Source organism: Bacteroidota bacterium, assembly GCA_035506275.1.
In the GTDB taxonomy this organism is placed as follows: domain Bacteria; phylum Bacteroidota; class Ignavibacteria; order UBA10030; family UBA8401; genus JAGVPT01.
Window position 1 is genome coordinate 259393 of the sequence record DATJPT010000019.1, and the last position, 16102, is coordinate 275494.

Annotated in this window: 13 protein-coding genes; 8 read left to right on the top strand and 5 right to left on the bottom strand. The window is 53.2% G+C overall.

Annotated features, from left to right (window positions below; all coding sequences use genetic code 11):
• Nucleotides 1-20 precede the first annotated feature (20 nt).
• The 8 genes from VMF88_14420 to VMF88_14455 all read left to right on the top strand — a co-directional run bounded on the left by VMF88_14420 (nt 21) and on the right by VMF88_14455 (nt 10802).
• Entirely contained in the window at nt 21-3065 is a 3045-nt protein-coding gene (locus VMF88_14420; GenBank protein HTY12252.1) for an amidohydrolase family protein, read from the top strand.
• Complete coding sequence (locus VMF88_14425) at nt 3062-4432, top strand: amidohydrolase family protein (GenBank protein HTY12253.1); 1371 nt, start codon at nt 3062-3064, stop codon at nt 4430-4432. The genes VMF88_14420 and VMF88_14425 overlap by 4 nt, the downstream gene beginning before the upstream one ends.
• Nucleotides 4433-4498: 66 nt before the next feature.
• Nucleotides 4499-5170 carry an NAD-dependent epimerase/dehydratase family protein gene (locus VMF88_14430; protein ID HTY12254.1) on the top strand — a complete coding sequence of 224 codons (672 nt, stop codon included), beginning with the start codon at nt 4499-4501 and terminating at the stop codon, nt 5168-5170.
• 14 nt (nt 5171-5184) lie between these two features.
• Entirely contained in the window at nt 5185-5730 is a 546-nt protein-coding gene (locus VMF88_14435; protein ID HTY12255.1) for a DUF1697 domain-containing protein, read from the top strand.
• A gap of 539 nt (nt 5731-6269) precedes the next feature.
• Complete coding sequence (locus VMF88_14440; protein HTY12256.1) at nt 6270-6764, top strand: hypothetical protein; 495 nt, start codon at nt 6270-6272, stop codon at nt 6762-6764.
• Between the two features lie 260 nt (nt 6765-7024).
• A complete protein-coding gene (locus tag VMF88_14445; protein HTY12257.1) occupies nt 7025-7846 on the top strand; it encodes a hypothetical protein in 822 nt (273 codons plus the stop codon).
• Between the two features lie 21 nt (nt 7847-7867).
• Nucleotides 7868-8161 carry a hypothetical protein gene (locus tag VMF88_14450; protein HTY12258.1) on the top strand — a complete coding sequence of 98 codons (294 nt, stop codon included), beginning with the start codon at nt 7868-7870 and terminating at the stop codon, nt 8159-8161.
• Entirely contained in the window at nt 8127-10802 is a 2676-nt protein-coding gene (locus VMF88_14455) for a SpoIIE family protein phosphatase (GenBank protein HTY12259.1), read from the top strand. The genes VMF88_14450 and VMF88_14455 overlap by 35 nt, the downstream gene beginning before the upstream one ends.
• 20 nt (nt 10803-10822) lie before the next feature.
• Here VMF88_14455 and VMF88_14460 read toward each other — a convergent pair whose 3' ends face one another.
• The 5 genes from VMF88_14460 to VMF88_14480 all read right to left on the bottom strand — a co-directional run bounded on the left by VMF88_14460 (nt 10823) and on the right by VMF88_14480 (nt 15926).
• The gene (locus VMF88_14460; protein ID HTY12260.1) at nt 10823-11212 is read right to left on the bottom strand and encodes a c-type cytochrome domain-containing protein; all 390 of its coding nucleotides are present in this window, start codon (nt 11210-11212) and stop codon (nt 10823-10825) included.
• A gap of 32 nt (nt 11213-11244) precedes the next feature.
• Nucleotides 11245-11898, bottom strand: coding sequence for an IPT/TIG domain-containing protein (locus VMF88_14465; protein HTY12261.1), 654 nt, complete (start codon nt 11896-11898; stop codon nt 11245-11247).
• A gap of 15 nt (nt 11899-11913) precedes the next feature.
• Nucleotides 11914-13098 carry a hypothetical protein gene (locus VMF88_14470; protein HTY12262.1) on the bottom strand — a complete coding sequence of 395 codons (1185 nt, stop codon included), beginning with the start codon at nt 13096-13098 and terminating at the stop codon, nt 11914-11916.
• Between the two features lie 109 nt (nt 13099-13207).
• Nucleotides 13208-14305 carry a VWA domain-containing protein gene (locus VMF88_14475; GenBank protein ID HTY12263.1) on the bottom strand — a complete coding sequence of 366 codons (1098 nt, stop codon included), beginning with the start codon at nt 14303-14305 and terminating at the stop codon, nt 13208-13210.
• Nucleotides 14306-14414: 109 nt separating this feature from the next.
• On the bottom strand, nt 14415-15926 hold the full coding sequence (locus VMF88_14480; GenBank protein HTY12264.1) for a sigma 54-interacting transcriptional regulator: 1512 nt from the start codon (nt 15924-15926) through the stop codon (nt 14415-14417).
• Nucleotides 15927-16102 lie beyond the last annotated feature (176 nt).

Genomic DNA, 16102 nt, shown 5'->3' on the forward strand with positions numbered 1-16102 from the left:
ATAACTTCTGAGGAGGTTGCGTGCGTAATAAGATTCTGGTTGTGACGGCGTTCGCGTGCTTTTGCGGCGGTCGGGTATTTGCTCAAATCGAACCGGCGGTCGGAATTCGAGAACATACGCCTGCAGTTCATGCGCTGAAGAACCTGACGATCGTCGTTTCCCCCGGCAAAAAGGTCGAGCACGGCACGATCGTTGTCCGGGACGGTGTCATAGAGGCAGCCGGGGCCAGCGTTCCGGTTCCGGCAGACGCGAGAATCTGGGACTGCACCGGATTGACGGCATATGCTGGACTGATCGATCTTTATACTGACATCGGCCAGCCGAAGCCGCAGCAGGGACAGCAGGGGGGCTCGCCGCCTCCGCCTCCGCGGGGATCCGTTCATTGGAATCCGCAGGTTCATCCGGAGATTTCCGGGGCGCAAGAATTCCTTCCCGACAAAGAAACGGCGGAAAAATTTCGCGCATTGGGTTTCACGACAGTGCTTACGGCGCCGCCCCATGGAATTGTTCGCGGTTCTAGCGCCTTGGTTGCACTCGGCGATGGAAATGCAAATGCACTCCTTATCAGAGACAATGTAGCCCAGAATGTTTCCTTCTCACGCGACCAATTTTACGATGGGTATCCCACCTCTCTCATGGGGGCCATAGCGCTTATTCGTCAAACGTTCATCGATGCAAGTTGGTACAAGGAAGCTCTCCGGAGATATGCCAAAAATCCCGCTCAGGAACGCCCCGAAGAAAATAGATCACTTGTCGCACTCGAAGCAGCCGCATCGGGAAAGCAGCCGGTGGTATTCGAAACCACCGACGAGCAGAATGTTCTGCGCGCGTCGAACATCGCAAAAGAATTCTCGCTTTCGCTTTGGATCCGCGGCAACGGCTACGAATATCGCCGAATTGATGCAGTGAGAGAAGCAAACGCTCCGGTTATTCTTCCGGTGAATTTTCCCGATCCGCCGAATGTCAGCACTCCCGAAGATGCGCTCGATGTTACGCTCCAAGAGCTGCGCCATTGGGACTTTGCGCCGGAGAATCCTGCACGCCTGAAGGAGGCAGGAATTACGTTCGCCTTGACAACGTCGACGCTGAAGGATGTGGCAAAGTTCAGGCCGCTCGTTCACACCGCCATCGCCCGGGGGCTCAAAGCCGATGATGCGCTGGCTTCATTAACGACGATTCCGGCAAAGTTACTGGGTATGGAAAAGGAATTGGGAACGATCGAAGCGGGAAAAGCAGCAAATTTTCTACTTGCCGACGGGGAATTGTTCGGTGAAAAAACAAAGATCAGAGAAACCTGGATCGATGGAACTCGTTACGAAGTTAGATCCATTGCGCAAGCAGAGGCTCGCGGGACGTGGTCGTACCTGCTGAATGTCTCTTCCTCCAAAAAGGACACCGGCACAATTGTTATAAGCGGCGATCCTGAGATGCTTTCGGGAAATGTATCGCGCGCGGTCGTCAAGATGAAAGCAAACGCCGTTACCCTTTCGGGAAAGAATATTGCGTTGACCTTTGCCGGCGATTCGTTAGGATATGCCGGAATTGTCCGGCTGAGCGGTGTGGTTCAGGATTCAACGATGACGGGTACCGGAGAATTGCCCGACGGAACGTCCATCGCCTGGTCGGCGCGATTGACAAGGGCGTTTGTCGAGCCCCCCGATACAGCAAAGGAATCCGAGGCAGCGCACGCCTCGTTCGATGTTGTCTACCCCGACGGAGCGTTCGGAAGGAAAAAGCTTCCGGAACAGCCTGAAAATATTTTGGTTAAAGGGGGATATGTTTGGACCAGCGGACCCCAAGGGAATCTTGAGAACACCGATATTCTGTATTCGAAGGGGAAGGTCGCGAAGATCGGGAAGAATCTCACCGCTCCGAAAGGAGCCGTCGTTGTCGATGCAACTGGGAAGCATGTGACTGCAGGGCTCATTGATTGTCACTCCCATACAGCTATCTCCGACGGAGTAAATGAAGCGGGACAAGCGATCTCCGCCGAAGTCCGCATCGGTGATGTGATCGATGCCAATGATGTCGCTATTTACAGGGAACTTGCCGGAGGATTGACCGTTGCTCATTTGCTTCATGGCTCCGCAAATCCGATCGGCGGCCAGAACCAGGTTGTGAAGCTGCGATGGGGAATGCTCCCGGAAGAGATGAAATTTGAAGGGGCGCCGAAGAGCATAAAGTTTGCGCTCGGCGAGAATGTGAAGCAGTCGAACTGGGGAGAGCGGTACACAACGCGCTATCCGCAAACGAGAATGGGAGTCGAGCAGATCATCAGGGACGAGTTCACCGCTGCCCGCGAATACGAAAAGAGAATGGAGGAGGCAAAGGATGATCCGGACAAGATTCCGCCGCGGAGAGACCTGGAGCTTGATGCTATTGTGGAGATTTTGAACGGCACGCGGCTCGTTCATTCGCACTCGTACCGCCAGGATGAAATTCTGATGCTCATGCGGGTTGCGGACGATTTTGGTTTCAAAGTTGCCACGTTCCAGCACGGGTTGGAGGGGTATAAAATTGCAGATATCCTTGTGAAGCACGGCGCGGGAGTCTCGACGTTCAGCGACTGGTGGGCATATAAGTATGAAGTGATCGACGCCATTCCATACAACGGGGCGCTGATGCATGACGTGGGTGTCGTTGTATCATACAATTCCGACAGCGATGAACTTGCCCGCCGTCTGAACACCGAAGCCGCGAAAGCGGTGAAATACGGCGGGGTGAGCGAAGAGGAAGCGCTGAAATTTGTGACGATCAATCCGGCAAAGCAGCTGCGCATCGACAGCCGCGTTGGTTCGATCGAGGTGGGGAAAGACGCCGACTTCGTCATTTGGAGCGGTTCGCCGCTGTCGGCGTACTCGATGTGCGAGCAGACCTGGATCGACGGTCGAAAATATTTCGACAGAGAGGAAGACCGGGAAATGAACGCAGAGGTTCAAAAGGAGCGGACAGTGCTGATCCAGAAAGTTCTCGCCGCAAAAAAATCCGGCGGCAGCGGAACACCACCGACGCCGTCGAAAAAGGCTTCGTACTCATGCCATGTGGACGATGGAGGCGGAAAATGAAGAAGAAAGTATACAGAAGACAGGAGACAGAATTCAGAAGAGTGATGCACGCATTTACGATTCTTTTGAGTTCATTGTTAATTGTTGATTGTTCATTGTTCGCCTCCGACCCTATTCCGGCAAAGAAGCAGGACCATCCCATAGCCCTGGTCGGCGCAACGATTCATCCTGTGACCGGACCGGAGGTCCCGAACGGGATCATTCTTTTTGATGCGGGAAAAATTACCGGTCTCGGGGCACAAGTTTCACTCCCTTCGAATGTTGAAAAGATCGATGTATCCGGGAAGCATATTTATCCCGGGCTCATCAACGCCAATTCGACGGTCGGTTTGACCGAGATCGAAGCAGTGCGTGCGACGAACGACTTCGCGGAAACGGGGCGCATCAACCCGAACGTGCGGAGCGAGATCGCCATAAATCCCGAGAGCGAATTGATTCCGGTCGCCCGCGCAAACGGCGTCGTTATCATGAATGTTATGCCGCAAGGGGGATTGATCGCCGGCCGCTCGGCTGCGATCATGATGGATGGTTGGACGCAGGAGGATGTCATACTCAAAGCGCCGATCGGTATGGTGGTCAATTGGCCGCCGATGTCGGTATCGCATTCGCCATGGGTGCGTCAAACGGAGGAGGAGCAGAAGAAGGATCATGCCAAACAATTAAAAGACCTCGACGACGCCTTCGCCGATGCTCGAGCGTATATGGTGGCAAAAAAGGCGGAATCCGGAAAAGATGTTCCGCATCATCCGATCGACGTGAGGTGGGAGGCGATGATTCCGGTTCTCGAACGGACGGTTCCGGTTCTCGTCATAGCGGATGAGCTGCGGCAGATCGAGGCCGCCGTTCAATGGTCAAAGGATCAAAATGTTAAACTCATCATCGTGGGGGGGAGGGATGCGTGGCGAACAGCCGACCTGCTGAAATCGAACGATATTCCGGTGATCGTCGGTCCGACTCTCGACGAGCCGAACCGCGAGTGGGAGCCGTACGATGACGCCTTCACCGTGCCGGCGAAATTGTATTCCGCGGGTGTTCGGTTTGCGATCTCAGGGGAAGGGGAGGCGATGGCCGAGCGGAATACGCCGTACCATGCGGCGATGGCCGCCGCATACGGCCTGCCGAAAGAGGAAGCGCTCAAGGCAGTGACGATTTATCCCGCACGGATTCTTGGCATCGATGCTCGAGCAGGATCGCTGGAAATCGGCAAAGACGCCACGCTTATTGTGACGAACGGCGATCCGCTCGAAATCGAATCCAATGTACTGATGGAATTCATCCAGGGAAAGAAGATCGACTTGCGCAGCAGGCATACAGTTCTGTACGACAAGTACCGGGAAAAGTATAAACAGTCAGGGGTTTTGAAATAGCTGAATCATATGGGACTCTTATTGAGTTTGTCCCACGCATAACCGAAAATCGAGGTAGACCATAGAATGAAGATCAACGCTATTATCTTCGGCGCGACCGGAATGGTCGGAGAAGGAGTCCTCTACGAAGCGCTCAACCATCCCGACGTGGAATCCGTGCTGGTCATCGGAAGAAGATCGTGCAATGTGACGCATCAGAAATTGAAAGAGATCATTCATGCCGATTTCTTCAGTTATGCGACCCTCGAGCGCGATCTCAAGAATTACAACGCCTGCTATTTTTGCCTCGGAGTCACATCGATCGGAAAGAGCGAATCCGAATACACCCGGATCACGTATACCTTGACGATGGCCGCAGCCCGCGTCCTGTCGCGGCTTAATCCCGACATGACATTCTGTTATGTCTCCGGCGCCGGAACGGACAGCACCGAAAAAGGAAAAATTATGTGGGCGAGGGTGAAAGGGAAGACGGAGAATGATGTTGCCAGGCTTCCTTTTAAAGCGGCATACGCATTCCGCCCCGGTTATATCAAACCGATTAAAGGCCTGAGGAATGCCTATAAGCTCTCGATCGCCTTGGGATGGTTCTACCCGATCCTGTCCGCGCTCTTTCCCAACCATGTCTGCACGCTGCAGGATCTCGGCCGGGCGATGCTTCGAGTGACCGAAGCCGGTTACCCGAAGAAGATACTCGAGAATGTCGATATCGCCGCTGCGGCGGCTGAGCTGCAACACTAATCACTGCGAGAACGATGGTCTATATCGCAATGCTCCGCGGAATCAATGTGAGCGGGCAAAAAATAATAAAGATGGAAGACCTGAAGAAGGCTTTCGAAGCGATGCATTTTGAGCGGGTGACGACGTACATCCAGAGCGGCAATGTGATCTTTGATTCACCGGCGGCGGACCCCGGACAGCTTCAAACCCAGATCAGAAATAAATTGCTGAAGAGTTTCGGCTTTGAAATTCCGGTCGTCATCAGAACTGTGGATGAGCTCGAAGGAGTAACGAAGCGGAACCCGTTTAAGAAAGTAAATGCGGATAAAGGCGAAAATCTATACGTCTCGTTCCTTTCCGAAAAGCCGGGGAAAGCGGGCGAAAGGGAGTTGGAAAGAGTAAAGAGTGACGTCGATGACCTTCGGCTGTCCGGTAATGAGGCTTATATTCTTTGCCGAAAAAGCTATGCTAAAACCGTTTTCTCCAACACGCTGATCGAAAAGAAGCTCGGCGTTGCTTCAACAACCAGAAACTGGAACTCGGTGCAAAAACTTTTGAGCATTGCAAAAACCGGCAAGTGAATTTCTGCGTTATAACGATCAATTATTCGAACTCTTTTTCCCCCATGCCAAATCGACAATGGAAGGATGAATTCTCATGCTATCAACTGAACGAATTGACTTAGTCGCCCCTTGCGGCATAGATTGCGGAATCTGCGAACTGTACACTTGCCGCAACGACGCCCGACTCTTTAGCGCGTTAACCCTGCGGGGAATTCCTGCCGAAAAGCTTCCGTGTGACGGGTGCAGGGCGATTGGAGGAAATTGCCCTGTCATAAAAGAGAAATGCGAAACGTATGATTGTGTTGCTGAGAAGAAAGTCGAGTACTGTTTTGATTGCTCGGATTTCCCGTGCGTCAAATTACACCCCTCCTCAAAACGAGCAGACGTCCTTCCTCATAATATGAAAGTGTTCAACCTCTGCACGATGAAACGAGACGGCGTTGAAAGCTTCGTCGGACAATCGTCGGAGTTCAAAAAAAGATATTACGCCGGAATTATGGAGATCGGCAAAGGTCCGCAGATCGATAACTGAACGGAGTTGAATCGCTCTTGAGGACATGAATAATGTTCTGAAATATTTTTCAAGCTGCTTTCTGCTGTTGATCCCGATCTTATTCTGGAATGCTCTTTTTGCGTCGTCGCTTCCGCGGGGATACTCGATGGAATTTTTCTGGAAAGGTATACCTGCGTTCATCGGCACGACCGAAAATGTCTTGAGGGCAATAGTAATTCTTATCCCACTCCTCATGCCCTTAAAAGTGAGATCCCGCTCTCAGAAAACAGGTCTGGCGGTCTTCATCGCCGGGGTGGCGGTTTATCTTGCTTCATGGATTGCGTTGATCTATTTTCCGGAGAGCGTTTGGAGCCGCAGCATATTCGGCTTTATGGCTCCGGCCGCAACCCCCATTGTCTGGCTCACCGGAATCGGGCTCATCGGCGAAACGTTGTTTGCCGGCATACCGTATCATCCAATGGTTTACATCGGCCTTTCTGCCGTCTTTGTTGTATTTCATTCGATCCATTCATATATTGTGTTCGCACGGCTGCAATAGGGATGTCCGACTCCACGACCGCTCACTCGAACTCCTAAGATCCTCAACGATTTCTCTTTCGGGTTGAATACTATGGATGCCGCTATCCGATCCTTTGGCAAAACCTCCATACCCCTGCGGCTTCTCGCCTCTTTATCCTGGCAGAGGATACATGCCGACAATCCCGCGCACAATGAATCCGTTCGTGATCCGATCCCTCAATTCAGAGGCCAGCCCCGCTTCCTTATGTGTCGGCTTCTTCGTGTGGGGGGTAATTTCAGATGAGCAACGACCCTGACCGAAAGATTATTCTGGCGCTCTCGCTGCCGTCGGCAGTGCTGATGATCGGGGTAAGTTACGCCGGGCTTTTCATCCCTGGGGCTTACGCGAAAGAAACGTTGAATTGGACAGCCCAGGCCGTCGGGCAGGATGCGGTCGATCTTCTCTTGATTTCGCCTCTCTTGCTTCTTACTGCAATTCTCGCCGCGCGAGGAAGCAGGGCGGGGATGTTCTTGTGGAGCGGAATTTCGCTCTACGGCGTCTACACTTTCGCGATCTATTGCTTCGACGTTCACTTTACGCGGTTGTTCATTGCCTATTGCTCTCAGTTGGGATTATCCGTGTACTCTTTCGCGTTTTTTTTGCATTCTTACAAAACGGAGGCACCTGTTCATCAGCCGGAAAATTCTGCGCCGGCAAAAGCGACCGGGGTCTATCTGATTGTCGTTGCATCAATTTTTTATTTACTCTGGCTTGCACAGATCATCCCGTCGATCATTCACAATACCGCTCCGTCGGACGTCGTCGACTCCGGTCTCCCGACCAGTCCGGTCCATGTCTTGGACCTCGCGGTATTTCTTCCCGGGATAATCCTTATCGGTATTTTCGTCCTGAGAAGAAATCCGTTGGGATTTTTATTGGCTCCGGCAGCACTCGTATTTGTCGCTCTCATGTGCCTCACCATAGCTGTACTCATGGTGGTCATGAGTGCGGAAGGATTCCAAGTCAACATGACGCTGGTGCAGATCATGAGCCTGCTGGCGATGATCACGTTGGTTTTGTTGTATTTATTCTTGAGAAGACTGCTGATGAAGGCACCATAATAAGAAACATGGAGAAACTCTATGAAAAAAGCATATGAACGAAAAATTTCATCTGAAGAAGCGAGGGAAGGGTATTTCCTCGTCCTGAAAAACAAGCTCTCGTATTTCCCGCCGGCCGGTTCGTTATTTTCAGTGAAGGTCGGCGCCAAGGAAAAGAAGGCAGCGGTCCAATCGTATCATTGTGAATGCCGGGGGCCGCAGGAACCCCATGAGCATTATTTTGTTCGATGGCCCGGCTTGGTAAAAGGGGACAGGATTATCATTCGGAAAAGCAGCAGGCGTGAAAGTAGCTATTCAATTAGAATCGAAGAATAATGCTTCAATGAACTGGCTGAAGTCATATTTGTCAAAGCGAGGACACGCGTTTGCACTAGCCCTGGCGCTCGTCTATGCCGGTGCCACTCTTGTCTACAGCGTCATCTGGATGATCGACGCCCGCACGAAATCTGCGCTGTCTTCCGTCGAGCTTGGATTCGATACCGATTTTATTCCCGCAAGCGGATCACAGGCCGTAAAAAGCGTCTATCTCGACAGCCCCGCAGAGAAGGCCGGCCTGCAATCGGGGGATGAGATCGTAGCGATCGAAGGGCACGCGATCGATGACGCGGCCTATCTGAATAAAATTTGGAGTCAGCACGTACCCGGGGATTCGATTCATCTCACGGTCAGCCGCTCAAGGGCAAATGCTCCGCTTCATCTTACGGGCGTTTTTCGCCAGAGGCAGTCTTCAACAGCGGAAGGTGGGCTCGCATTTGTGGCCGATCAGGTGCGGAGTTCATTCCCCGTTCCATTTGTCATCGTTGGTCTCGTCGTCTTGTTCCTTCGCGTTGAAGATCGGACTGTGTGGATCCTTGCCCTCATGTTCGGCGGTTTTGCCGCTTCGCCCGGCTTTTCCAACGATCTTGCATTTGCCCCGGCTCTCCGTCCGTATGCGATGGCTTACAAAGCGATCTTCAGTGCGATCCTCGCACCGTTGTTTTATCTCTTTTTCTCGGTTTTCCCGGTGCAGTCTCCGGTTGATCGCCGTCTGCCGTGGTTGAAGTGGGTATCGTTATTCCTCGGGTTCTCGTTTATGATCTCTGGATTTCGGACGGGGCAGTCGCTCCTTCCTCCTCCGTTCAACGCCATGGTGGGAGAGGTTCTTTCGGGAAAGATCTATGCTGTCTTTGCCCTCCTCTTTGTGGCGCTCGGGCTTTTTGCTCTCGGCACGAATTTCGCAGCCGGGGATGATGCTGGGGTGCGCAGAAAAATCCGCGTCATTTTTTGGGGATCCGCGGCCGGCATCATCCCGACGATCATCAGGGCCGGTGCAGAAGATTTCTTCGGCTTTCGGACGCCGACGTGGCTTGAAACGCTTCTGACCGTCCTGTTGTTTTTGCTCCCCTTATCCTTCGCGTATGCGGTCGTAAAGCATCGGGTTCTCGAAATTCCTGTGCTGCTCAAACGAAGCGCACGGTATCTGCTTGTGCAGCGGGGCTTCACGATCCTTTTATCAGCCGTGAGCATTGCTCTCGTTCTTCTCTTTGCCCTTTCACTCTCTAATTACATCCGTTCTTCTTTGGACATCACTCCTCCCTTTGCGATCGCCCTCGGGTCGGTTTTCGGAACGGTGCTGCTGTGGGGAGGGACGTCGGTGCACAGGCGTGTGAGCGGGACGATCGACCGTGCGTTCTTCCGGAGCGCTTATGACGCACGTCTTATTCTCGAAAATCTCGCTGAACGGTCGGCGACCGCGAAAGACCGCCGGGAGTTAGCGGCCTTGTTGGAAGAAAACCTCACACAGGCACTCCACACCAACTCACTGTTCATCTATCTCCGCACCGGCGATGCCGCTCTGGAAGCAGTATCGGGAATGGTCCCGAAGGAGATCCGGGTCCTTTCGCCGGATGCCCCTTTTTTCGATCTCATGGCGGGGGGTAAAATATTGGAGTATGCCTCGACGGCGAAAGAAAAAGAACCGGGGATATCGCTGCTGGAGCCGCTCAGGCCTGAATGCATCATTCCGATGACCGGAAGGGAGGGGCGACTGGCCGGATTTCTCGTCCTCGGCTCTCGGCTTTCCGAAGAGCCCTACTCCGGCGAAGACCAACGGATGTTGATCTCGGTTGCGAAGCAGGCTGCGACCGCGCTCGAAAATATCTCGCTTGCCGAAGAGATTGCCGAGCGGATCGAGACGGAACAGCGGGTGGCCCGCGAGATGGAAATTTCGCGGCGCATTCTCGAAGCCGACAATGAGCGAAAAACGAAAGAACTGGATGAAGCTCGCGCGCTGCAGCTATCGATGCTGCCGGGGGCCGTTCCGGAAATTCCGGGGATTGAGATCGGAGTGTACATGAGGACCGCCACCGAAGTCGGCGGCGATTATTATGATTTTGCCGTCGGCCACGACGGAACGCTGACCGTTGCGCTCGGCGACGCGACCGGGCATGGAGCGAAGGCCGGAACCATGGTCGTTGCCGCCAAAAGTCTCTTCAACGGTTTCTCCGATGCGCCGGATCTTTTGGAGATCTTTGAGAAGCTGACCGACAGCATCAAACGATTGAACATGCGGTCGATGTATATGTCGATGCTGCTGCTTCGCATCAAAAGCAACACCGCTCTGGTGTCATCCGCCGGAATGCCCGCTCCGCTCATTTACAGGTCGGCGGAGGGGATCGTCGAAGAAGTGCCGCTGAAAGGGATGCCGCTTGGCGCTTTTCACGACTTTCCGTACGAAGAACGAAGATTAGAACTGCGGAAAGGGGATGCGGTCATCCTGATGAGCGACGGCTTCCCGGAATTATTTAATCCGGCGCAGGAGACGTTCGGCTATGCGCACGTGAAGGAGATTATCGCGGCAGCGGGGAACCGGTCGCCGCAGGAAATCATCGCATCGTTCGTAAAGGCCGCGGAGGAGTGGGCAAAGGGGACGCCCCAGAGCGACGACATGACCTTCGTCGTTCTGAAAATAACGTAGGATCGAGAGTTACACCGGCGTCAATTCTTTTTTGCTCCCTGGTCGATCCATTTTTTGATCACGGCAATCTCGTCGTCATCGAGCTTCTTTTTTGTCATCAACGGCATCTGATCGCCGAACGGCGGCCCAGGCTTTAATTTCTTTACAAGGATACTTTCGTCCCCGTTTTTGGGAGCGACGGGCGTTCCGTGTTTTCCCCCCTTCATGATATCCGAATACGTTTCCATGTAGAGTTCGCTCGGGTTTTCGCTGTCCGAGGCGTGGCATGGCAGGCAATGTTTTTTGATGATCGGAAAGACATCGTTCGCAAACGACACTGATCTTTTCTTTTGATGGGAATTTTCCTGTGCCGTCAGGAATGAAAGTCCGGCGAACACCGCGGCAAGGAAGAGTACGACGTACAGCCTCATTCTGGAATTCTCCTCGTCAATTATCCTGAGTATTAGTTATTAAGCGCCCCTTGGGTGATCCAAAGAGAAATCTTGCCGATGGTCGCGTCGCTCAAATACGGACCGTTCAGCGGCATACGGCTTCCGAAGCCCGCTGTTCCGCGCAGTTTTTTTATGATGACGCTCCCTTCACCGTTCCCGGGGGTGACCACCGGACCATGATTGCTGTTTCCGCGCAGCAGGTGCGCATACGAGTCGAGAAACAGCCCCCCGTTCCCGCCGTGGCAGCCGGTGCATCCTGAGTTCTGAAAGATCGGGAAAACGTCGTTGGCAAAAGAGATCGTCGGAGCCGGCGTTCCACGAACTTCGAACGGCATGCCATTGCTTGCCGTACCGTTGACCGTGACGGAAACATTGCCGCTCTCGGCAGAAGCCGGCACCTTAACGTCGATCTCGACGGAGCTCCACGCATACACCGTATCCGCGATCGTTCCCCCGATCGAAACGACGCTCGATCCGCGGGTTGCTCCGAAATTTGTTCCGAAAATTCTCAACGTGTCTCCCGTAAATGCAGAATCCGGCTGCAGCGAGGTGATCGTCGGAACGACTGCGGGGACAGCGACGGGGCTTCCCATATCGGTACATCCGGACACGATGGTCATCGTCAGGATGAAGATGCAAACGCATAGAATGTTCTTCAGAGCCATGAATTCCCCGCGCCGTTATATGAAGAAATGGAAGATGATGTCAAATTCGTCGTTGTTGAGCTGGGTCGGCTGCTCCATGTTGAAACGGTACAACGGACGAACTTCGACGCCGCTCATGAGGAAAAATTCCGCACCGACAGTGACCCTGGATTCGCTGCCGGTCTTGAGATCTTTGTCGGGGTCGTAAAAATCGTATCCGAGCTTGGCGTCGACTCCGTTCACGAACATATAATTAAGCTCGGTGTACGACATGAACCCTGTCGTGGTGACGCCGGCGACCGGCGACTGAATGTAATCAAATTCGCCGTTGAGCGTGAGCGTTCTGAGCACGGTGATCGACCCGAATCCGCCGTAGAACATCGCCTTCTCGGTCGGGTCGGGATTCGGATCGTTGTAATACGAACCGCCGAAGTTGAGGTTAATATGCTCGGACTGGATCGTCGCATCTCCCCGCACCGAGATCGTTTTGAATTTCGTTGCCCCGGTTCCGTTTAACCCCGCATTCGGTGCCCCGTTGAACATTCCGACTTGCATCGAAAAAATGCTCGGAGAGATCCCCGCTTCTATTCCTGTCTGCTCTGCACGATCTCCGAACACCAGCCCTTGACGGTACATCGACAGCGCAGGGTTGATCGGGAAGTACGGCCCACCGCGGATGAATGCGGTATGGTCGTCGATCTTTGTGCCGTATGCCGGAATGAACTGTCCCATTTTAAGATACCCATCCAGCGGCAAGACCTTCGCAAGTCCGAATACCTCGAAGCCGGAGTACAATCCTTTGTCCACGTACAGGAGGAACTGGCGGTTCACTCTGTAATTCAGATACAGGTCTCCCTGCATTTGAAATAAGCTCGATGTCTTGCTGTTCATTTCGTAAAAATAAAGCGTGCGGAAATCGGCGCCGTAGGAGAGGTTGGGCGTGATAGCGGTGGAAAAGTCGTCGATATTTGTAATGTCCTCTTTGGCGGCCGCAACTTTCCCGTCGTCGCCGGTGTCGATGACGGTTCTGTACGTGTGGATGGGAAGCTCTTCCCGGCCGTACGTCGAGCCGAATGTATTGCGCATTCCCTTACCCGTCGGATTAACGTGGCACGCCTGGCATTTCACGCCGACCCTGCTCGCAAATTTTGGGAGAGCGAAGAGGTCGGACGAACCGGCAGCCAGGACGACGGCAATAAACAGTGCGGCTGATCTTTTCATATCTTCCTCATTGTTGTTCGACGGGATAGAACAATGACGTGAGTCAAAGTAAGGGAAATTGATCTCTCTTCAAAAGACACTGTGTGCTTGGGTAATGATGGGATGAAAATTAGGAAGAAAAACGTTTGCGTCTGTTCCTGATGTAGTCCACGAAAATGAACTGGCCGAGATTGTTGAGCGAGGAATAATACGCCCGCCCATGGTTTGCTTTAGTGAGCTCCTCCACGAAGTTGATGAGATACGGATCGCGTGCAACCATGAATGTGCTGATCGTGATCTTTTCCCTTCTGCATGCAACGGCCTCATCGAGCGTTTTGTTCACGATCCTCGGATCGAGACCGAAAGAGTTTTTATACAAACGCCCCGCGTCGTCGAACATCGCTGATGGCTTGCCGTCGGTGATCATGAAGATCTGTTTGTTCACGTTGCCGCAGCGCCGCAGCAGGTTCCGCGCGAGCTGCAGGCCGGCGCGCGTGTTCGTGTGGTATGGACCGACATTCAGGAATGGAAGCTCGTTGATGCTCACCAGTTTTGCGTCGTCCCCGAAAACGACCAGAGCGATGTAGTCCCGCGGGAATTTGGTCATGATCAGTTCGCTCAGCGCAAGCCCTACTTGTTTTGCGGGAGTAATCCGGTCTTCGCCGTACAAGATCATGCTGTGGCTGATGTCGAGCATCAGCACCGTCGCACACGTGGAAAGGTTTTCGGTGTCGTAGACCTCCAGGTCGTCCTCGATCAGGTTGAAATTTTCGATGCCATCCCTCTTGAACGCGTTGGTCATCGTCGAGGTCAGGTCGATGTTCGTCGGCATGTCCCCGAAAACCCACTTTTTTGTCTCGCTCAGCCGTTCTACGCCCGAACCTGTATGGGGCGTTTCGTGAGAGCCCATCGGCGTTTTCTTGAGTGAAGAAAAAATTTCTTTCAGCGCATCCTGCCTGATTTTCTGTACCCCTTTTGTCGTCAGTACCGGCGTGTTGTTGACCTCTTCGATGATCCCCAGCTCTTTCAGCTTTTGGATGAGGTCTTCCATCGAAAGATTCTCGTCAAAAATGCCGTATTCTTCGGCAAGCTGGCGGAGCCATTCCATCGCCTCTTCAACATCGCCGCTCGTCTGGACCAGCAGATGACTGAAGAGCTGCATCAGGCTTTGAAGGCGCTGTTCGTCGGTTTGCGACCCGGGGGTCCATTTGGTGTATAAAAAGCGCATAAATGCAATTGAGAAATTTGAATTATGAATTAGGAATTAGGAATTAAAAAAAAGTATGCCACGTGGGTTCTTTTCAATTCCTAATTTCTAATTCATAATTCATAATTAATTACCCGTTTTCTTCCAGCTCGTAGTCTCCGCTGCTGCCGCGGCCGGTGAAGATGCTGCCCACCATGTCCTTGTAGGTGGTGATATGCTCGACCTCATCTTTGGCGATTTTTGAATTTTGATGGAGCCCGTCGAGGGCAAATTCCATCGCCGAAGCCAGCTCGGCCTTATTGCTCTCGTCGATCTTCATGTGTCGCATCGTCAACTCTCGAAGCCCTTTCACGCGGTCGAGCTCGGTAAAATACGCGGCGAGCGGCATTTCGTCAGCCACTTCAAGCGAGTTTCCCGATTCAAACCACCCGACGATCTTTCCGTATTCGGGGTCTTCGTGCGTTTGCTGCTGACCTTTTTGGCGCTTCATCAGCGGGTCAGGAAAATACTTCTTGAAGACCGCACGGACAGCCTTTCCGATCAACGCCTTGCTCACTTTGATCGACCCCTCTTGTTCCCCTTCGAACACCAGCTCAATTTTTCCTGTCAGTCCGGGAAGAACGTGCGGGAGGTCGCAAATGCGCGGCGCGATGCATTTTTCGTTCAGGACGATCGCTCGCCGTTCGGCATTGCTGACAAGGTTCTCCATCGCCGCAATGGTCAGCCGCGCGCTGACGCCGGATTTTTGGTCGACAAATTCGCTCGCCCGCGCCTCGAAAGCGATATGCTCGATAATTTCCTTGAAGTAGTGGGGTACCCGCGCCTCCATTCCATTGCGGCGGACCCACGCCTCCTGTTCGGTGATGGCGATGGCGTCGTCGAGCGAGCGCGGATAATGCGTGAGGATTTGTGAATCGATCCTGTCCTTTAAGGGCGTGATGATGTTCCCCCGGTTGGTGTAATCTTCCGGGTTCGCGGTGAAGATGATCATGACATCGAGCGGGATCCGGATGTTGAACCCCCGGATCTGAATGTCCTTTTCTTCCAGAATGTTGAACAAGCCGACCTGGATGCGCGGCTGCAGGTCGGGGAGTTCGTTGATCGCAAAAATTCCCCGGTTGCTCCGCGGAATCAAGCCGAAATGGATCGCCCCTTCGTGCGAATAATGAAGCCGCTGCGTTGCCGCCTTGATAGGATCGATATCGCCGATCAGGTCCGCGATCGTCACGTCCGGCGTCGCCAGCTTCTCGCTGAACCGGGCATCGCGGGGCACCCATTCGATCTCCGTTTCGTCACCTCGTTCCGCGATCCGGTCGGCGCCGAATTTGCTCACCGGCGCGAACGGGTTGTCGTTGATCTCGCTCCCCCTTATAATGGGAACATAGTCGTCCAGCAGCGAAGGGATCTGCCGCACCATGCGCGACTTTGCCTGTCCGCGCAATCCTAATAGGATGATGTCATGCTTTGCCAGAATAGCATTGATGAGGGCCGGAACAACGGTCTTTTCATACCCGATAATGCCGGGAAAAAGCTGTTCGTTGTTTTGAATTTTCTGGATCAGGTTTTTTCGGATCTCTTCTTTGACGGGAAGAACCTTGTAGCCGCTCTTCTTCAATTCTCCGAGCGTTGAAGGACGGGACATTTACGTAATGCTCCTTTTTGATTGATGGCAGAACAAATATAGCTTCTGGCAGCCGGAAAATCAACGCATTGCTGAACATCATCCGTCAATGCGTCCGGATGAACCTAGGCAGCCTTCGATGAATTTATGGTAGTCAGCGGTGTCGGAATTACCTTGCCGCGGGATCAGGGCTTTTG